The following is a 19,606-nucleotide window of genomic DNA, read 5'->3' as shown; positions in this document are numbered from 1 at the left end:
CCCGGTTGGTTACACTGACCACAAACTCACTGCCCAGTCCTGGTATCCCGAAGATTTTTTCAATGATAAAGCTTCCCGTCAGAATGGAAACCACCAATGGTCCCAAATAGGAAACAACCGGCAGGATCGCATTTCGCAACGCGTGTTTATAGGTAACCACTCGTTCACTGAGTCCTTTGGATTTTGCGGTTTTGATATAATCGGAGTTTAGAACATCCAGCATGCTTGACCGCATCAGCCGTGCGATAAACGCAAGCGGTGTCGTGGCAAGTGCCACGGCGGGCAGGATCGTATGGGCAAACGACTCAAACCGTGCGACAGGCAGGGCATCCATTTGGATCGCAAACACATACTGCAGGATGGTCGCCATGATAAAGCTTGGGACAGATATGCCCATTACCGCAATAACCATTGCGGTGTAATCACTAAATTTATTATGTTTTACCGCAGCGATAACGCCCAATAACACACCAATTGATAGTGCAATCAGGATCGCCTCAATTCCTAATACCAGCGAGTATGGAAGGCTTCTCGCAATAATCTCGGTAACATCTTGGCCGACGTATTTGAAGGAAGGACCAAAATCAAACATGAATGCGTTTACAAGATAATTAAAATATTGAATATGGATCGGTTCATCCAATCCGTATGCTTCATTCATCTGTTCCTCCAAAGCCGGCGTCAATGCACGCTCAGAAGCAAATGGTCCACCTGGTGCTGCCTGCATCAGGAAAAATGTGATTGTAATGATGAAAAACAGGGAAACGATAATATAGACAAGCCGTTTCAATAAATATTTAGCCATGCGTTAACACCTCCATATATTGTAACTTTTAAAAACTTAGTTTTTTTCACATCAAAATAAGGGTGAAAACAATCACCCCTTAAACAGTTCGCTATCTCTATGAAACTGGCACCAGTTTGATAGAAATAGAAAACGGTTTATAAGCAGGGCACTTTTTAAGAGCCCGCTGATTTTTAGGATTAAACAAAAGGAGCTGCGTGATCTTGTTGTCAAAAATCTTTCGACTTTTTTCGCAGTTTTTTATCAATATAAGGTATATAGATAAAATCTATATACCTTATATTATTTGTTAATGAATCTGAATCTTACTGTTCAGTCAGATATCCCCATTTAAATTGAACTCCACCAAGTGGTGAAACTTCAATTCCATGAACATAATCTTTGCTTAACCATGCATTTGTATAGAAATATACTGGTGCTATTGGCATATCATCCATAAATATTTGTTCTGCCTGACGCAGGATGTCTTTACGTGCTGCAGCATCTGTTTCTGTTCTGGATTGCTCAATCAGATCTGAGTACTCTTCGTTCTCCCAGTTTGTATAGTTGTTTCCACCTACAGTTTGGAAGATTTCAAGGAAGTTGATTGCATCGTTAAAGTCAGCTAACCAGCCCATACGTCCAATTTGGTAGTTTCCAGCACCCATACTATCCAGGTATACGTTCCATTCTTCATTATTCAGTTCAACTTCTACACCAAGATTTTGCTTCCACATATCCTGTACAGCCTGTGCAATAGATGCATGTGCTTCACTTGTGTTATAGGAAAGCTTAACTGGAGGAAGTTCATCCAATCCTAATTCCTCTAACCCTTTTTCCAAGTATTCTTTAGCACCTTCAGGATCATTATCTTGGAAATATCCTTCATTGTTTTCTTCCCAAATCGATGGTGGAACAAGTGCCATTGCCGGTTGTTCTTCACGTTGTGTAATGCTCTGTACAATACCTTCACGGTTTATTGCAGAAGCAAATGCTTTACGGATATTCACATTATCAAAAGGTGATTCTTCTGTATTAAAGGAATAATAGTAAACACCTGCTAAAGGAGAAAGATTCAGTGAACCATCATCCTTTAATGAAGGTATAGCTGCTAATGGAAGTGAATCAGTTGGATCCCCTGCCCAATCCAGCTCACCGCTCTTATACATTTCCAGAGATGTATTCTCGTCATCAATCATATACATATTAATAGTTTCTAATTTTACAGTTTCTGCATCCCAATAATCAGGGTTTTTCTTAAGTACAATCTGGTTTTTATGTTCCCATGATTCCAATGTGAATGGCCCATTGGTAACATAGTTTTCTGTTACATCCTGTGCCCATTCATCATTACCGTCAACCACATTATGGTTAACTGGATAGTAAGTATAGAATGCTGTTAAATCAAGGAAATATGGTGTTGGCTGTGCAAGTTCAACAACTAATGTTTTATCATCTTCTGCAGTTATTCCAACATCATCCATAGAACCGCCTTCTTCTTTGGCAGCCTGTGCTCCTTTAATTACATATAATTGATAAGCGTAATCTGTATCAGCGTTTTCAGGATCAAGCACCCATTCCCAAGCATATTCAAAGTCCTGAGCTGTTACAGGGTCTCCATTTGACCATGTAGCATCTTCACGGATTTTAAAAGTATACGTTGTCAAGTCATCTGAAACCTCATAGGATTCAGCCATTGCTTCTTCTACTTCGCCTTCCTGATTAATACGCATCAATCCTTCAAATACCTGATCAAGAACAGCACCTGAAGTTGTATCTGTTGCAAGTCCAGGATGTAATGAAGGTGGCTCTGTCTTAATGTTTATATCAAATGTTTGATCAGCCGCCAGTTCTCCTTCACCTTCCGACTCTTCTGAACTGTCAGATCCCTCTGTTCCTGATCCTTCAGTCTCTTCTGAATCTCCACTATCTCCACTATCTCCGCTTCCGCTATCGTCCCCTCCACAAGCTGCAAGGAAAATACTCATAGCAAAAACCAATACCAGAAGTAAAGACCACTTCTTTAATTTCATTCTTGACCCTCCCCAATAGGTTTCTGTTTTATGACAGATAATTCACAATTACCTGTGTTGTACATTATACTATCAATCACTATAAATTTCACTATATTTTTTACAAAAATCGCAAAATAGTTCCTATTGTAACTTTTCGGTATATCACGAACCTATATGTACCAAGGAATCGAGCACTGCGACAAAAAAATCCAAAATAGGAGATTTTGACTAAAAAAATAGAATTAACTATAAATAGTTAATTCTAAAGTTCTAATTTATTCATCCTTTTGACGTAAAGCCCGCAAATAATTACTAATAATGAAAGACTGGCGGCAGTAGTAAACATCGTTGCAAAACCTGTTTTTAATATTTCTATGACCGCATTCAGAATATCAAGCTGCAGCTGACTATTATCTATCTGGTTAATACTATCTATTAAATTTCCATAGTTCCCTTCCGAAGCATTTAATGAGTGATCAAAATCGTTTTCAATCGCAGGTTCTATTTTGGAAAATGATCCAGTGATAAATCCAGCATAAATAACCGGAAATAGTGTGAGGCCAATTTGCCTTATTAACGAAAGCGTACCTAAGGCCGAACCCTGTTCCCCTTTTTCCGCACTTTCTCCAACTAATACATTAAGTGGTGCACCAAGTAAGATACCTAATCCTGTACCTGCAAGAATACTTGCGATTAAAAATGAGAGAAATCCGTCAGATAGCAAAGGAAATAGGGAAAAACCAAACACACCGATAAAACCTGATATGATTACAGTTCTGGCTGCCCCATATTTATCTGTTAAAAATCCGCCTGCTCCTGCACCAATACCAGATGCTAACGCTAATGGAGTTAGCCAATATCCAGCTTGTTCAACTGGAACCTGCATTACCTGCTGCACATAGGAAGGGATAAATATAATACCAGCTAAAAATCCGCCTGATAATAACCCTAATACTAATGTCATTTGAAACCTGCGTTTCCTAAGTAATGAAAATGCAAGTATCGGATCACCGCCCTGCTCTTCCACTCTGCGTTCATGTATGATTAGAAATACAAACAGGATAATCCCCGCAATTAAAAATAATGTGATATCCAGCTCCATTAAACTTTCTAAAAAAGCTGAACTGTCGAGCCTGGTAATACCATACATAACAGCTAAAATACCAAATGACAGCAGAATCGTTCCCATAAAATCCAGTGGTTTTTCCGAGCCGGGTTTTGACTCTCCAATTTTTACGAAGCCGAAAATTATTAGAAATATTGCAATTGGTATATTTATAAGAAACATCCAGTGCCAGGAACCCGTTACACTTAAAATAACCGCTCCAAGATTTGGTCCAATAACTGCCGAGAGTCCATGCATGCCACCAAGCATACCAAGAGCCTTTCCCTGTTTTTCCTTAGGAAGAGTTGACAGAATATGGGAGCTGCCGATTATAAAAATCCCTCCCCCGCCAATTGCCTGAACAAATCTGGCAATAAGCAGGAATACAAAATTGGGGCTTAAAGCGACCATTAAAGATCCAATTCCAAACAGTGCTATCTCCATTATAAACAACCGTCGGCGGCCAAACCTATCCGAAAGCTTTCCAATAACAGGCACGCTGATTGCAACGCCAAGCGTATAAATTGTCACACTCCACGTTCCCCAGGATGGCGATACATTAAAGGAATCATTAATCGTTGTTAAAGCAGTACTGATTATCCCATTATCCAGTCCTGACATAAAGACACCTATTGTAAAGAGCGTAATCGCCCATTTTTGATTTGTTTCTTTATATTTCACACTTTTTCAACTCCAAAGACCAAAATAAAAGGACTCGAATCAGGAGTCCTTTTATCTATTCTACTTCTAATCATAGTTCGCTACAAATTAATTAAATAACCCTTTAAAGAAATTGCCTAATTGACTAAAAAAATCACTAAAGAAATTTGCTACCTTCTCCCAGAAACCTGCATCCAATCCCAGTTCTTCTGCCTTGTCTGTAATAGTAGTTGCCAAATCTTCCAGCTGATTTTTCACTTTATCAAAGTCAATATTCAAGTCACGCATTTTCTCAAATAAGTCAATAAGCATCTGCCGATCAGCTTCACTTAATGATATTTCAAGTTTATCCAGCTGTTCTTTTACAATTTTTTCGACATCTTCTTTTGTTGCAGGATTTTGCTCAGCAATTTGCTTTTTGATTTCCGTCAGCAGTTCACTGACCTTCTCCTGACTCATTCCTTCTTTTTCAGCAAGATCTGTTGCGACACCAAGCTCTTCATCTGCCAGTTCCATACGCTCTTTATCAAGCTCAACCCCTTCAGCATCATAAGCCTTATAAATCCCAGTCAATGCTGAGTGCCCACTTACTTTTACTGGGGATACAACATCTACAGTTGCATTTTCTACTCCTGCAGTAAGTAATGCATTGGCATACATTTCACTTGTTACTTCTGTTATGTTCTCAGGTGTAACTATATTTATTGTTAATCCATTGCCTTCTTCCTGACGAACGATTTTTGCAGAAGAATACATGTTGGCATGAGGATCGCCATTAATATATTTAGCACCGTCCTGTCCCGTTACAATATACTCCACGAACGATTCTAGGTCTGTAACTTCTGCAAGTTCGCGTACCTGTGCCTTTTGTTCATCAGTTAATTTTTCACCATAAACGATAATTGGACTGCCAAGTTTTTCGTTAATGCTGTCTGTATCTGTTGCCCCATCTGCAGCCTGAAGAGGCAACGTGATTCCAGTCACAAAACCAATAACCACTAACAGTATAACCATTCGTTTTAACATGTATTTCATAATATTTCTCCTTTTCGTTGACTTTCTCATTATATTCAAGTGTGTCCTAAAGACATTGAAGCCACCGTTCATTTATTATAACGTTTTCTAAGCCGGATGAACATATATAATACTAAAAAGTTACATTTCCACAAATGAGCATAATCCTTTTATTATTCAATGCAATGTCTTATATTTAGAGTATCGAAATAATTTTTGGAAAGAAGGTATTACCCATCACAGACCAACAATCAATTGTTAAACGCAATTTAGCAATCATGTGGTTTGCTAACTTTTTTATTGCAGGCAGTATTACAATGGTTCTGCCATTTATTTCATTATATATTGATTCCTTGGGAAATTATTCTGATTCTTATGTTCAAAATTGGTCGGGTTGGATTTTCGCAATCACATTTGTAACTGCACTTATATTCTCACCAATTTGGGGACGCATCGGTGATAAATATGGCAGAAAGAAAATATTAATTATTTCTGCTCTAGGAATAGGTATTTCCGTATTCCTTATGGGTTTTGCCACGACGGTCTGGCAGCTTTTTTTATTGCGGCTTTTTATGGGGGTTGTTACAGGGTTCATTCCAATGTCTCAGGCTATGATATCAACACAGACTCCCAAGAAAATAGCAGGGAAAGTGCTTGGAACACTGCAGACGGGAAGTATCACCGGAACACTAATGGGCCCTTTACTTGGTGGTGCATTAGCAGATGCATTCGGTTATGCAAATACATTTAAATGGGTATCAATCACAATATTTTTCTCTGCTATTCTTGTTGCTTTCGGTGTTAAAGAATTAAGTAAGAAGATATCCACTGATGAAAAGGATTATGTCACTTACTCCAGCAAAGAAGTTATAAAGCACATTTTGAATAAACCAGTATTGCTTGTGGTAATGCTTATCTCTGTACTTGTTCAGGTGGCACATTTCAGTATTCAGCCAATTCTTTCTCTATTTGTTGCTGAGATCCATGGCCCTGTCAGTATTGCTTTCTTTTCTGGCATGGCATTTTCGGCGGCCGGTCTGGGAAACCTTTTAATGACCCGCAAATGGGGGAGTCTTGGAGATAAATTAGGTCATATTAAAATATTAATCATTCTGTTATTTATGGCTGGGATTGTCTATTTCCCCGGCGCATTTGTAACAAATATCTGGCAGCTGGTAATTTTAAGATTTTTACTTGGTGTTTCCATTGGTGGAATTATTCCTGTACGAATTGCTTATATCCGTCAGGAAGCACCATTATCCATGCAGGGTGAAGTGCTTGGATATAACACAAGTCTTCGCTTCCTTGGAAATATTATCGGTCCCGCACTCGGTGGAGCACTCGCTGGCTTCTTCGGATTCTCTGCGGTATTCGTTGTTACCAGCGGGCTATTGATACTAAGTGGTTTTATAATGTTGATAACATGGTATAAACATGAATATGCAGGTAAGCATTCAAGATCATTATCGACAAATAGAGGTTAAATATAAAGAGAAAGCTGTTCCGTTGTGGATACCGTGGAACAGCTTATTTTTTGTATGGATATTCTATAAAATAATTGTAGTTTATAGCTCATTAGCAGTTGATGTAAACTGCTAAGTAAAATCAGCGATGATAATTTCATCGGCCGCTCAGAAAATATAACCACACTTCCATCATCATATCAGCCATCCACCGAAATATCCTCTATGTGACCGGTGGCTATTGTTTCTGGCTATTTGGGCTCAGAGAAGCGATCTATGTGACCGGTGGCTACTTGTTTCTGGCTATTTGGGCACAGAGAAGCGCTCTATGTGACCGGTGGCTATTGTTTCTGGCTATTTGGGCTCAGAGAAGCGATCTATGTGACCGGTGGCTACTTGTTTCTGGCTATTTGGGCTCAGAGAAGCGATCTATGTGACCGGTGGCTACTTGTTTCTGGCTATTTGGGCTCAGAGAAGCGATCTATGTGACCGGTGGCTACTTGTTTCTGGCTATTTGGGCACAGAGAAGCGATCTATGTGACCGGTGGCTACTTGTTTCTGGCTATTTGGGCTCAGAGAAGCGATCTATGTGACCGGTGGCTACTTGTTTCTGGCTATTTGGGCTCAGAGAAGTACCCCAAATCCTGATAATCTATTCAACCCGCGAAACATCCGTCCGAAGTTGAAATCAACAGAGCAGTTACGTCGAGTCTATAGAAACTGCACAACAAAAACAGAAACTTATTTTCCAGCAATAGCTTCACCAAGCTTAACCTGTTGATTTTTTCCTAAGAATATGCTAAAACTAACAGAGTCCTATTCAATAATGAAGGAAAGAAAGTGATAGATTGGGTATAGTCATCGTCGAGGTTTGTGACGGAAATGCGATCACTACATTAAATATAGAGGAAATAATCGAAGCAGAATTTCCAGAGGTTGCCGTATTAATGAATGAATGTTTATCGTTCTGTGGACTCTGCCGGGTAAAACCTTATGCACTCGTTAATAACCGACGCGTTTTCGGAAACACACCTGAAGAGTGTTTAAATAAAATAAGAAAAGCGATAAAAGAAGAACTGGCTGTTTATCAATAACAGCCAGTTCTTCTTTTCTTTTGTAAGAAAGTATAAAATTTGCAGCAATTAATTCTTGGACATGAACAGCCAACCTAAAGGCTGTCGCACTTATACCCTTGTGGTGAAAGTCAACATCGACTCAGTCCAGTCCGTACGTCGCTAAACGGGCGCTTCCGCTTTTGTGCTTTTCGACAAAATATTTCCCGGGAAATTATTTGTCGATATTACAGACTTGCTTTTAATATTTCCAGCGAATCCTGTCTATTTAGCTTTTTAAAATTACCATACTTTTCACTGGCGATAACCGTTTTATCAGCCATTTCCTCAACAGTACTTTCATCAATAGAATAATCAGCCAATGTTGCCGGTGCACCTATGCTAATCCAGAACTCTCTCAGTTTCTCTATGCCTTCCAGAGCAATTTCACGATCTGATTTATTTCTCACTTCAACATTAAAAACACGAATTGCAAGCTTCTTAAATCTGCCTGCATTGTCATCATCCAGTACATGCTTCATCCAGTTTGGAAACAGGATTGCCAGTCCACCCCCGTGGGGAATATCATGCACCGCTGAAACTGCGTGCTCTAAATTATGGGTAGCCCAGTCCCCGCGATAGCCCATATTTAACATATCATTTAGCGCCAATGTACCTGACAGCATAATCGTTTCGCGAAGCTCGTAATTCTCTAAATCCATCAATAGTTTAGGAGCAGTTTCCATTACAGTTATTAAAATGGACTCACAAAAGCGGTCCTGGATTGGTGTATTTCCAGTTTGATGAAAATAATGCTCCAGAACGTGCGACATTATATCAACCATGCCATAAACTGTTTGGTTTTCCGGTACTGAAAATGTATGTTCCGGATTAAGAATGGAAAACTTTGGATGTGAATAAGGCGACCCCCATCCGTATTTTTCATTTGTTTCCCAATTAGTGATAACAGATCCACGATTCATTTCAGATCCCGTCGCCGCAATTGTAAGAATGGTGCCAAATGGCAATGCATCTTCCGCTTTTGCCTTCTTCGTCACAACATCCCACATATCTGCATTTGTTTTTGCCCCTGCAGCAATTGCCTTCGTACAGTCAATTGTACTTCCTCCACCAACTGCCAATATAAAATCAATGCTTTCCTTTTTACAAATTTCGACACCTTTTCGGACTGTGGATATACGTGGGTTTGGTTCAACACCAGGAAGTTCAAACACCACTGCATTTATTTCTGATAATTTTTTAATAACATTATCATAAATACCATTGCGTTTTATGCTCCCTCCACCATAAACGATGAGAACCTTCTTGCCATACTGTTCCACCTCAGCTGGCAAAGCATCTAATTGACCCTTTCCGAAAATTAATTTTGTCGGATTACGGTACGTAAAATTATCCATCCGTTATGCCCCCTTACTTGGTATATACAACTGCATCCATTTCAACAAGAACATCTTTTGGCAGACGGCTTACTTCGACAGTTGCTCTTGCTGGATAGGGTTCGGTTAAATAGCTTCCATAAATATCATTCACTAAAGCAAAATCATCCATTGATTTTATATAAATAGTGAATTTAACTACCTGTGAGAAGTCAGCACCTGCTTCTGTCAAAATTGCTTTGAGGTTTTCCAATACCTGTTTCGTCTGGTTTTCGATGCCTGAAGCAACCTCACTGGTTTCTGGATTAATTCCAATTTGTCCGGAAATATAAACAAAGTCTCCCGCCTGAATCGCCTGGGAATACGGTCCAATTGCCGCTGGTGCCTTTTCTGTATGTAAAGCTTTTACCATAATTAATTCCTCCTTTGTCGTTATTCATTTATCATAACATGATTTAGCTCTATTTTGCCGATAGTACATTTTTATATTCCATCACGGAACGTACATAATAGATATCCCCGTAACATGCGGATAATTCTCTCGCACCATCTCTCAGGCAGCGGTATTTTTCCTTGTCTGGATCATTTTCATACATCTTTTTAGAAAAATCAATCGCAATCTCTTGTGTAAATGTACCCGATTTCTCCTGAACATAATCAATAAATCCTCTGCCAAAATTATACGATTGGATTGCCAGTTCCAATTCCCCATCTGCTTCTTCCATTGCTTTGGAAAAATAATAAACCCCCTGTTTGATAGAAAGTTCAGGGTCTTCAATACAATTTCTAACACCACAATAACTTTCGGATGACTGCATCGGGTCATTCCCTCTGCCACCTGATTCCTGCATCATCATTGCCAGCAGGACATCAACATAATCGGATACCTGATATTCCCTCGCGAATTTTTCAACCACTGGGCGGTAATCTTCTACTTCACCACTTATAACCGGGTATGATAAGTCGGTATCATTGCCAGTTTTTTCATAGGAGAGAAGTGAAATAATAATTAAAACACCACACATTCCAATTAAAATAGCAACTGTATTTTTAAATGCTTTTTTTGTTTTCCGTTTAATTTTCATCTGAATCTAACCTTATATAGTATATGATGGCACCAACAAGTGCTCCGTAAATGAGGTGTCCCGACAGCCACAAAGACAATGCCGCAGTATCTGTAATATCTGGCGTTCGACCAGACAGGACTGTAGTGCAAAATAATAAACCGCCAATTAGTAAATTTATAATAATATATGGAAATATTTTTCTATGAATATTAATTCTTTTTAATAGAAAATAAAGGACTGGAACGAGAATAATAGATACAAACAAGTGCAAAAGAAATTCTTCAGCTTCATCCATTTGTAATTCCTTAAGCATTGGAATGTAATCCACATTTAACAGCAGTACATATACCTTTTTTCCTGAAAGTGCTTGAGCCAGTTTGAGGCTTCCGCCAAGAACCACCCCTAAAAAAAGACCAATCACCATTAGTTTCATTAACAAACGCATCGTTTTATCCCCAACTTATCTTTCTTTAGTAAATAATTTTTTCTCACGCCATTTTCCGAATCGGTAATATGAATAAGCAAATATACTGCTAATCAAAAAGCTTGAACCCATACCAAGTGCAATACCTGTATCCCCAAACCAGCTTGAAAATAATGCTGTCAGCGGGTAACGCAAAACCCAAAACGAAATAATATTCAGAGCAAGCACCTGATACATTGCTCCGGAAGCTCTTACAATACCATTTAAAATAAAATTAATGCCCAAAAATGGATAGCATAATGCAATAATCTGTAAATATCTTGTCCCAAATCGGACCGCTTCTTCTTCCTGGATAAAAAGCCTGACTCCATATTCCGCGAAAAATATTACCAGAACCCCTATTGTCAGCATAACAGAAAAATTATAGATAACTCCGTATTTGGCAATTCCTTTTACTCTTTCCCAGTCACGAACACCAATATTTTGACCAGCCATACTATTTACAGCTGTACCAAGCGCATGCGCGGGAAGCATCAATAGACTGTCAAGCCGTTGGGCAGCACTGAAGCCTGCTACGACATCATCGCCAAAGCCTGTTACAACACTCATAATTGCTGCCACTCCTGCAGATATTACAGCCATTTGCAGACCGGACGGGATACCGAGATTTAAAATTAAACCAACTTCACGTTTTTTCGGAAGGCTTGGCAGTGAAAATGGGGCGAGCTTTCGATGTAATACGAATATCAATCCATAAAGGAAAGCCATTCCCTGTGACAGAACCGTTGCAAACGCTGCACCTTCTACACCCAAATTGAAACCAGCAATAAACAGTGGATCCAGGATTATGTTCAGGATGACCGCTAACAATACAAACCGCAGTGGTGTTTTACTGTCTCCCAAAGCGCGAAGGACCGTGCTTATGAAGTTATAGCCGAACAAAAACAAGATCCCCAGAAAATTAATCTGCAAATAGGATTTGGCTGCACCCATCATGTTTTCTGGTGTTCCTAGCAGCTGCAGGAGTGACTCGGCAAAAAGGAAGCCAATTATACCCAGAAATAGGGATAGAAAGGTCAGAATTACAACAAACGCATTTAAATATTTTTTCAATCCTTCTTCATTATTCCTGCCCTTTTGCTGGGATAAAATAGTAAGTGCTGCATTATTTAACCCAATTACAAATGATAGTACTGTAAAAATAATCGTACTTGAAACAGCAACCGCACCAAGTGCATTCCCGCCAAGTAAGTTTCCAACCCACAGACTGTCGGCAAATTGATAGGAAGTTTGCAGCAGATTGGTCAGCATGATTGGTCCGGAAAATATAATTAACTGTTTCAAAATACTGCCCTGAGTAAAATCATGCTGCTTCTTCATACCAATTCCTGCCTTTCCTTCTGCCATTCTTAAACTATTCCTTAATGACTAAGGTGACCAGGAATCACCTGGTCACCTTAGTTTTTCATTCTATTATATCACAAGTTAATTGCTTGCTTCTTTTGCTTTTGTTTCAGAATCTTTTCCTTTAAAAACAAATTGCAGAACAATCATTGCAATAAATGCTCCGAGTCCAATAAAATCAGTATTACCCTCTGGATAGATTAGAAGCAGACCAATAACAACTGAAACGATCCTTAATGTCCAGTGCAGCCTCCGATACCAGAAGCCAATCATTCCTGCTCCTATTGCAATCATTCCTGTAATGGCCGTAATCAGTATCCAAATGATCCCCCATAAAGTGGTATCAATCATCAGTAATTGCGGTTCCAGAACAAACATATACGGAATAATAAAGGCTGCGATTGCAAGTTTGGAGGCATTGACACCTGTCCGGATTGGTTCCCCTCCCGAAATTCCTGTTGCAGCAAATGCTGCCAGGGCAACTGGTGGTGTAATATCTGCAACAATACCAAAATAAAATACAAACATATGTCCAGCTAATACTGGTATGGCAACCTCAAGCTGATCATTCAATGCCAGAATTGCCGGCAATGCAATGGTTGATGTAATAATATAGTTAGCTGTCGTAGGTGACCCCATACCAAGGATAATGGAAGCAATCATCGTAAAGAACAGAGTGAGTAAAAGCTGCATCTCTGGTGAAGCCGCTAATGTTCCAGCGATACTTACTAGACTGTTCCCTAATTTAAGTCCCAAACCTGTTTTCGTTACAACACCTACAATGATACCGGCACAGGCCGTTGCTGCAGCTACGCCGAGAGCTGTACGTGCACCGGAAGTTAATGCAACAATAAATCTGCTTGGTGTAATCCGTGTATCTTTACGGAACAGACTGACTAAAATAGTTATCCCAATTCCATACAACGCTGTTCTTTCAATACTAAATCCCTCAAACAGCAGCCAAACGATGGCAACAATAGGGAGAAGTAAATGAATTTTCTTCAGAACAGAGAGTTTACTCGGAATTTGTTCCTTCGGCAACCCATGGAGTCCTGTTCTTTTCGCCTCAAGATGTGTCATGATCCAAATTCCTGCAAAGTACAAAATAGCTGGGATTGTCGCAGCTTTAGCAATATTCCAATAGCTTTCCCCCGCAAATTCAATCATAAGAAATGCTGCTGCACCCATGATTGGCGGCATAATCTGCCCACCGGTCGATGACGCGGCCTCTACAGCCCCAGCAAAGTTAGGCCGATAGCCGAGTTTTTTCATCATTGGAATCGTATAAGATCCTGTAGTGACTGTGTTTGCCACTGAACTTCCGGAAATCGTACCATTCAAGGCACTGGAGAAAATAGCAACCTTCGCAGGCCCACCTGTACGACGCCCTGCAAGTGAGATAGCCAGGTCATTAAAGTAGTTTCCAACACCTGTCTGCACAAGAAATGCCCCAAAAAGCAGGAATAGAAAGATATAAGTAGAAGATACCGCCAGCGGGGTACCAAGAATACCTTCCGTTGTAAAGAACATCGAATCAATCAATTGTTCCAGACTAAGCCCACGGTGCGCCAGCATACCAGGCATCTGACGCCCAAAATAGGCATAGACTAAAAACGCAATAGCAATAATTGTAATTGGGAGACCAACCGCCCGCCTTGAAGCCTCAAGAACAAGCAAAATCGCTATTCCTCCAATTAACATTTGGACTCCGTCTATTCCACCTATTTTCTGTACTAATTCTTCATAAAATACTGGCCAGTATCCACAAACAATAATGGATAATAAAACTAGTATGTAATCATACCAGGGAACTTTTGATTTATCTGCTTTCCTTCTTGCTGGAAATAATAAAAATATAAGTGCCAGCGCAAAGCCTAAGTGGATCGTCCTCTGAATATAAGCTGTATATTGGCCAAAAGCACCTGTATATAATTGAAACAGCGAAAATGCAATCAGCAGAACAAAAACAACGTTGGCAATAATACCGCCAAGGTTCCTTGTATTAGCCTCCGCATCATACTTTTTCAGAAGTTCTTCCTGTTCTTCCTGAGTTAGCTGTTCTTTTGAATCACTCATGGATTCTCACTCCTTTCAAAGATTGCCATAATGATAAATCCTCTACTTTAATTGTAAACCATGCACCTGGCTTAAAGTATTCATTCAGATAAACCATATGCTCGTCTTTTCCGCCCCATACCAGGCGGTTTTCCGAAATGGTCTTCCCATTTCTCAGATTAATTTCCGGAAATATATTATCAAGATTCTTCACATGATATTTTCCGTTTTCATAAACAAATTCTTCACCTTCAAGTGCATTGGAAGGCATTCCTATGCCAAATTCATCATAAACAATTTCCATTTGTTTAATATTTTTATTATCCATAACTATGTATTTCTCAATAACATCTGTTAAGTGAATGGAATGTTTCCAAATAAGCTGAAAAGTATCTTCCTCGTTTATCGGTAAAAAAGCTTCAATATTGTTAGTATTTTCTTTGTAAAATACTAATGCTGTCCGGAAAGGAACAAATAATAGCAGGATAATAAATATTAGAAGAGTTATAGTGAAAAGTGTTTTTTTATTTGAAAGATACTTCATCTTAGAATCACCTTTAATGCCTTGTCTTTGAAGTTTCCACGGTTCAAAGAGTATGACTGTCTGAACAAATGGAATGACCGGCAGCAAATTCCTATTAAGGATTAACAGCCGGCCCTCTCATTTAAATATTTAAATTATTCGTTTTCTATTCTGCACCTATGCCAATTTCATCAAAGTATTTTTTAGCACCAGGATGCAGATCGATACCGATACCATCTAATGCTGTTTCTTTTGTAATAAATTCAGCTTTTGCGTGTGCCATGTTGCCTGTATTTTCATAAATAGCTTTCGTGATATCATAAACTACATCCTCTGAAAGACTGTTAGTAACAGCAAGCATCGCAAGTACTGCAACAGTGGTTACATCTTCTTCCAAACCATACGTACCAGCTTCAATTGTATCAGCTGCATAATAAGGATACATTTCTATCAGCTCATCAATTTTTTCCTGGGCTACAGGTACAATACCAACTTCTGCTGTAGCAGACAACCCTTCAACTGCACCAGTTGGTGTTCCAGCCGTGATAAACGCTGCATCGATATTCCCATCCTGAATTCCACCAGTAGATTCTCCGAAATCAAGATTTTGTGCATCAATGTCATCCATTGTCATCCCGTGCACTTCAAGTATTTGCTCTGCGTTAACATAAGTACCAGATCCAGGAGCACCTACAGAGACAGTTTTTCCAGCTAGATCTTCAACAGATGCGATTCCGGAATCAGCTGTTGTTACAATCTGAATCGTTTCCGGATAGAGGGAACCGACAGCCTGGACATTATCAACAGGATTGCCGTCAAATGAATTGATGCCTTCAATTGCATTTGCAATTACGTCTGTCTGAACGAATGCCAGTTCAGCTTCTTCTTCCTGTAAAGCGATTACATTGTCTGCAGAAGCGTTTGATGATACAGCATCAGTTTGAATGCCAGTTTCATCTGTTACAATTGTAGCCATTTCTCCGCCTAGTGGATAATATGTACCACTTGTTCCACCAGTTAACATACTTAAAAATTCAGGCTTTTCTTCTCCACCTTCATCAGAAGAACCCCCATCACTGCCGCCGTCACTGCTGCCACTGTCATCTTCGCCGCCTCCACAAGCAGCTAAAAACAAAGCAAGCACAAGCAGCATTCCAAACAAGAAAATAGAATTTCTCTTCTTCATACATACTCCCCCTTATATTTTTATAGTGATTTATATTTTACCTTTAAAATTACAAGGTTGTCAATCTCTACTCTATAAAATCACCTGAACACTTTTTACCACTACTATATATATGTTAGTTGTGACTTTTTAATTATAAAACTATTTCAACATTTAATAATTATCCTAATTATATGATATTATAGATCATGTACAAATCTAATTAAAAAGGAGATGTTTTTTAGAATGATGCAAATCCCATTATCAGTTGGATCAATGCTTGAGCATGCAGAGAAGTTTTTCCCAAAAAAACAAGTCATCTCACAAACACATGACAAACTGCACCATCTCACCTATGCCGAAGTCGGAAAGCGTACAAGGCGTTTAATGAGTGTACTAAATGAACTTGGTGCAAAAAAGGGAGATAAGATTGGTACATTAGCCTGGAACCACCATAGACACCTCGAAGTTTATTTTGCTGCACCAGGAATTGGAGCAGTGTTGCACACGATTAATATCCGGCTGGCTCCCGAACATATTATTTACATCATTAACCATGCAGAAGATAAAATTCTTTTCATCGACGAAGATATATTACCCCTCATAGAAAAGATAAAAGATCAACTGAAAACCGTAGAAGCTTTTGTTGTCATGACAGACAAAAATGAAAAACCGGATTCTGCATTAAAGCCACTCTACTCCTATGAAGAACTGCTTCACACCGGAGATCCAACATACCCTTTCAGTACAGATATCGACGAAAATCAGCCTGCAGGAATGTGCTATACATCGGCAACAACTGGCAAGCCTAAAGGAGTTATCTATTCCCACCGCGGAATTGTACTGCACAGCTTCGCACTTGGACTAGCAGATTCTGCAGCAATTTCAGAATCAGATGTATCCATGCCTGTTGTACCTCAATTTCATGTAAATGCATGGGGAACGCCATTTGCCTGCACATGGTTTGGCAGCACACAGGTTATGCCAGGACCGCGTTTCACACCAAAACTGCTCGCTGAATTTATTGACAGGTTTAAAGTCACTATTACAGCCGGCGTTCCAACAATATGGCTTGGGCTCCTCCGTGAATTGGAGCAGGGAAATTATGATACTTCGAGCCTGCGTGCAGTACTATGTGGTGGTTCAGCAGCACCATTGGGATTGATTAAGGCCTTTGAACAAAAATTAAAAATACCTTTTTATCATGCATATGGCGCAACTGAAACAACACCACTTGTGACTGTTTCCCGCTTAAAAAGCTATCAGCTCGACTTGACAGAGGATGAAAAACTGAAGGAACGTTCCAGACAAGGTATTTTAGTCCCAGGAGTTGAAATGAAAGTTATTGGCAATAACGGCGAAGTCGAGTGGAATGATGAGGAAATGGGTGAACTGCTATTGCGCGGAAATTGGATAGCCAGTGAATATTATAATGATGACAGAACAGATAGTGCATTCGCAGACGGCTGGTTCCATACCGGAGATGTCGTAACAGTGGACGAGGAAGGTACGATAAAAATTGTAGACCGCACGAAAGATTTAATTAAAAGCGGCGGGGAATGGATTTCATCGGTTGATCTAGAAAATGCACTTATGGCACATGAAGCTGTTTTCGAGGCAAGTGTTATTGCAATTCCTGATGCCCAGTGGCAGGAACGGCCAGTTGCCTGTGTTGTATTAAAAGAAGACTATTCAGAATCAGGAATGAAAGAAAAATTGCTTGAGTTTCTGCATCCGCAATTTGCAAAATTCTGGATTCCGGATGATGTATTATTTTTCGAGGAAATTCCAAAGACATCTGTCGGAAAGTTTTTAAAACGCCAATTGCGAGAGGATGTTAAAGCACGCTATTCCGTGCAGGAGTAAATAAGGCTCTTTGTTATTTGCATCCGCTTGTTGTTTGGATATAATTACAAAAACTCACTAAGCTCGACCAGCTTGAAGGAAATTTACTTCAGCTTATCTATAGAGCGTTGATTTAGGGACAGTTTATGAAGTTGTGCGATAACCGTAAAAGTCGCGCGATAGCCCCATAAAGTCGTGCAATAACCCCATAAAGTCGCGCGACAACTACTTATTTCAGCTTTATCGCACGACTTTATGCTTGGATTGCACGACTTTCTTTCGTTATTGCGCGACTTTTCCAAAATAGCTGATTAACCTCCTTTTTCTGGCATCAGTCTATCCGGTGTACCTAATCCTAGCTTGGCCAGTTGCTGACTTACAGCTTTTAACCAGAAAAAAGGTCTGTCCTCCCACATTGAAGTGGAGAGACAGACCTTTTCATTTATTGCTGTTTTGCCTGATTTTCATCATTATATCGCTCATCATACAGGTGACAGGCTACCCAATGGTCTTGTTTATGTTCCAGGAACTCCGGCACCACTTTGGCACATACATCCATCGCAAATGGACATCTCGTACGGAAACGACAGCCACTTGGCGGGTTCACCGGACTTGGCACGTCCCCTTCAACGATAATTCGCTCTCTTGTGCGTTCCACTTCCGGATCAGAAATTGGGATCGCACTAATCAGTGCTTGGGTGTACGGGTGTAATGGCTCGGCATATAAATCATCGCTTGTCGCGATTTCTGCCATATTCCCCAAATACATCACCCCGACCCGGTCACTGATGTGCTTCACCATGGACAAATCATGGGCAATAAATAAATAGGTCAGCCCGCGTTCCTTCTGCAGCCGTTTTAATAGGTTAACGACCTGTGCCTGGATCGATACATCCAATGCCGAGATCGGTTCATCGGCAACGATAAACGACGGATCCACCGCAAGCGCACGGGCAATTCCGATACGCTGCCGCTGGCCCCCACTGAATTCATGTGGATACCGATTCCCGTGATCCTCGTTCAGTCCTACCGTTTTTAATAATTCATTCACACGGTCCAGGCGCTCTTGTTTTGTGTTCACCAGACCATGGATATCAATCCCTTCCGCGATGATATCTTTGACAGTCATCCGCGGATTTAAAGATGCATATGGATCTTGGAAGATCATCTGCATCTCCCGGTTGAATTTCTTCAATTCTTTTTTCGACTTTTTCGCATGGACATTGTCACCGTTAAAATCGACTTCTCCTCCGGTTGCTTCATATAAACGCATGATTGTCCGTCCAGCCGTGGACTTCCCGCAGCCGGATTCTCCTACTAAACCGAATGTTTCTCCTTTATAAATATCAAAGGAAATACCGTCCACCGCTTTTAACGTGCTCGTCCGATCCAGTTTAAAATGTTTTTTCAACGCTTTGATTTCCAGTAATTTTTCTTTCGTCTCAGCCATGTACTTTCGAACCTCCTGTCACTGCCGCTTCCGGTGTTTCCACGTTTGGCGCACGGTCATCCAGCAGCCAGCACGCTGTCTTTTGGGTACCGGACAGTTCCGTATAGGCCGGCATATGGTCTTCACATACCTTCATGGCATAGGGGCAACGGGTGACAAACGGGCAGCCCTTCGGTGGATCGG

Annotated in this window: 17 protein-coding genes; 3 read left to right on the top strand and 14 right to left on the bottom strand. The window is 40.1% G+C overall.

The annotated features are described in order from the left end of the window. From CIL03_RS19175 to CIL03_RS19160, 4 genes are all read right to left on the bottom strand, one after another. Positions 1-805: ABC transporter permease (locus tag CIL03_RS19175; protein ID WP_094887474.1), on the bottom strand; the 805-nt coding region annotated here is incomplete at its 3' end. A 305-nt stretch (positions 806-1,110) separates the two neighbouring features. Next, a complete protein-coding gene (locus CIL03_RS19170) occupies positions 1,111-2,817 on the bottom strand; it encodes a peptide ABC transporter substrate-binding protein (protein ID WP_094887473.1) in 1,707 nt (568 codons plus the stop codon). A gap of 244 nt (positions 2,818-3,061) precedes the next feature. After that, entirely contained in the window at positions 3,062-4,585 is a 1,524-nt protein-coding gene (locus CIL03_RS19165) for an MFS transporter (RefSeq protein ID WP_276282977.1), read from the bottom strand. A gap of 87 nt (positions 4,586-4,672) precedes the next feature. Continuing rightward, complete coding sequence (locus tag CIL03_RS19160) at positions 4,673-5,599, bottom strand: DUF1002 domain-containing protein (RefSeq protein ID WP_094887472.1); 927 nt, start codon at positions 5,597-5,599, stop codon at positions 4,673-4,675. 191 nt (positions 5,600-5,790) lie between these two features. Between CIL03_RS19160 and CIL03_RS19155 the strand changes: the two genes are divergently transcribed. Continuing rightward, entirely contained in the window at positions 5,791-7,062 is a 1,272-nt protein-coding gene (locus CIL03_RS19155; protein ID WP_420855435.1) for an MFS transporter, read from the top strand. 827 nt (positions 7,063-7,889) lie between these two features. Continuing rightward, on the top strand, positions 7,890-8,135 hold the full coding sequence (locus CIL03_RS19150) for a YuzB family protein (protein WP_094887470.1): 246 nt from the start codon (positions 7,890-7,892) through the stop codon (positions 8,133-8,135). 206 nt (positions 8,136-8,341) lie between these two features. Here the strand turns inward: CIL03_RS19150 and CIL03_RS19145 are convergent, their stop codons facing one another. The 8 genes from CIL03_RS19145 to CIL03_RS19110 all read right to left on the bottom strand — a co-directional run bounded on the left by CIL03_RS19145 (position 8,342) and on the right by CIL03_RS19110 (position 16,149). After that, the gene (locus tag CIL03_RS19145) at positions 8,342-9,511 is read right to left on the bottom strand and encodes an iron-containing alcohol dehydrogenase (RefSeq protein ID WP_094887469.1); all 1,170 of its coding nucleotides are present in this window, start codon (positions 9,509-9,511) and stop codon (positions 8,342-8,344) included. A 13-nt stretch (positions 9,512-9,524) separates the two neighbouring features. After that, complete coding sequence (locus CIL03_RS19140) at positions 9,525-9,902, bottom strand: RidA family protein (RefSeq protein WP_094887468.1); 378 nt, start codon at positions 9,900-9,902, stop codon at positions 9,525-9,527. Between the two features lie 49 nt (positions 9,903-9,951). After that, a complete protein-coding gene (locus CIL03_RS19135) occupies positions 9,952-10,575 on the bottom strand; it encodes a lysozyme family protein (protein WP_240508164.1) in 624 nt (207 codons plus the stop codon). Next, positions 10,565-11,002: a hypothetical protein gene (locus tag CIL03_RS19130; RefSeq protein ID WP_094887467.1), complete on the bottom strand. Its 438-nt coding sequence runs from the start codon at positions 11,000-11,002 to the stop codon at positions 10,565-10,567. The genes CIL03_RS19135 and CIL03_RS19130 overlap by 11 nt, the downstream gene beginning before the upstream one ends. Positions 11,003-11,017: 15 nt before the next feature. Further along, positions 11,018-12,361 carry an MATE family efflux transporter gene (locus CIL03_RS19125; RefSeq protein ID WP_094887475.1) on the bottom strand — a complete coding sequence of 448 codons (1,344 nt, stop codon included), beginning with the start codon at positions 12,359-12,361 and terminating at the stop codon, positions 11,018-11,020. Between the two features lie 105 nt (positions 12,362-12,466). Then, a complete protein-coding gene (locus tag CIL03_RS19120) occupies positions 12,467-14,461 on the bottom strand; it encodes a TRAP transporter permease (RefSeq protein WP_094887466.1) in 1,995 nt (664 codons plus the stop codon). Then, complete coding sequence (locus CIL03_RS19115; protein ID WP_094887465.1) at positions 14,454-14,984, bottom strand: DUF1850 domain-containing protein; 531 nt, start codon at positions 14,982-14,984, stop codon at positions 14,454-14,456. Before CIL03_RS19115 ends, CIL03_RS19120 begins: the two co-directional genes overlap by 8 nt. 145 nt (positions 14,985-15,129) lie before the next feature. After that, positions 15,130-16,149 (bottom strand): TAXI family TRAP transporter solute-binding subunit, encoded by a 1,020-nt coding sequence (locus CIL03_RS19110; protein WP_094887464.1) that lies wholly within the window; start codon positions 16,147-16,149, stop codon positions 15,130-15,132. 225 nt (positions 16,150-16,374) lie between these two features. Here CIL03_RS19110 and CIL03_RS19105 point away from each other — a divergent pair, with 225 nt between their 5' ends. After that, positions 16,375-17,994 carry a long-chain fatty acid--CoA ligase gene (locus CIL03_RS19105; RefSeq protein ID WP_094887463.1) on the top strand — a complete coding sequence of 540 codons (1,620 nt, stop codon included), beginning with the start codon at positions 16,375-16,377 and terminating at the stop codon, positions 17,992-17,994. A 421-nt stretch (positions 17,995-18,415) separates the two neighbouring features. On the opposite strand, the gene CIL03_RS19100 is transcribed toward CIL03_RS19105, so the two are convergent. Beyond that, on the bottom strand, positions 18,416-19,423 hold the full coding sequence (locus tag CIL03_RS19100; RefSeq protein WP_094887462.1) for an ABC transporter ATP-binding protein: 1,008 nt from the start codon (positions 19,421-19,423) through the stop codon (positions 18,416-18,418). Then, entirely contained in the window at positions 19,416-19,538 is a 123-nt protein-coding gene (locus tag CIL03_RS20320) for a hypothetical protein (RefSeq protein ID WP_276282976.1), read from the bottom strand. The genes CIL03_RS19100 and CIL03_RS20320 overlap by 8 nt, the downstream gene beginning before the upstream one ends. Positions 19,539-19,606: the final 68 nt, after the last annotated feature.

The organism is Virgibacillus indicus (assembly GCF_002266285.1).
GTDB classification, from domain to species: Bacteria; Bacillota; Bacilli; order Bacillales; family Amphibacillaceae; genus Virgibacillus_K; species Virgibacillus_K indicus.
The sequence above is the reverse complement of the archived record's forward strand: the minus strand, read 5'-3'. Positions and strand labels throughout refer to the sequence as shown.

What these genes read in the sequence shown, in the direction of transcription:
- CIL03_RS19170 (WP_094887473.1), bottom strand. Translation starts at nt 2,817, where the DNA reads ATGAAATTAAAGAAGTGGTCTTTACTTCTGGTATTGGTTTTTGCTATG.
- CIL03_RS19160 (WP_094887472.1), bottom strand. Translation starts at nt 5,599, where the DNA reads ATGAAATACATGTTAAAACGAATGGTTATACTGTTAGTGGTTATTGGT.
- CIL03_RS19145 (WP_094887469.1), bottom strand. Translation starts at nt 9,511, where the DNA reads ATGGATAATTTTACGTACCGTAATCCGACAAAATTAATTTTCGGAAAG.
- CIL03_RS19140 (WP_094887468.1), bottom strand. Translation starts at nt 9,902, where the DNA reads ATGGTAAAAGCTTTACATACAGAAAAGGCACCAGCGGCAATTGGACCG.
- CIL03_RS19135 (WP_240508164.1), bottom strand. Translation starts at nt 10,575, where the DNA reads ATGAAAATTAAACGGAAAACAAAAAAAGCATTTAAAAATACAGTTGCT.
- CIL03_RS19130 (WP_094887467.1), bottom strand. Translation starts at nt 11,002, where the DNA reads ATGCGTTTGTTAATGAAACTAATGGTGATTGGTCTTTTTTTAGGGGTG.
- CIL03_RS19125 (WP_094887475.1), bottom strand. Translation starts at nt 12,361, where the DNA reads ATGAAGAAGCAGCATGATTTTACTCAGGGCAGTATTTTGAAACAGTTA.
- CIL03_RS19120 (WP_094887466.1), bottom strand. Translation starts at nt 14,461, where the DNA reads ATGAGTGATTCAAAAGAACAGCTAACTCAGGAAGAACAGGAAGAACTT.
- CIL03_RS19115 (WP_094887465.1), bottom strand. Translation starts at nt 14,984, where the DNA reads ATGAAGTATCTTTCAAATAAAAAAACACTTTTCACTATAACTCTTCTA.
- CIL03_RS19110 (WP_094887464.1), bottom strand. Translation starts at nt 16,149, where the DNA reads ATGAAGAAGAGAAATTCTATTTTCTTGTTTGGAATGCTGCTTGTGCTT.
- CIL03_RS19105 (WP_094887463.1), top strand. Translation starts at nt 16,375, where the DNA reads ATGATGCAAATCCCATTATCAGTTGGATCAATGCTTGAGCATGCAGAG.
- CIL03_RS19100 (WP_094887462.1), bottom strand. Translation starts at nt 19,423, where the DNA reads ATGGCTGAGACGAAAGAAAAATTACTGGAAATCAAAGCGTTGAAAAAA.
- CIL03_RS20320 (WP_276282976.1), bottom strand. Translation starts at nt 19,538, where the DNA reads ATGCCGGCCTATACGGAACTGTCCGGTACCCAAAAGACAGCGTGCTGG.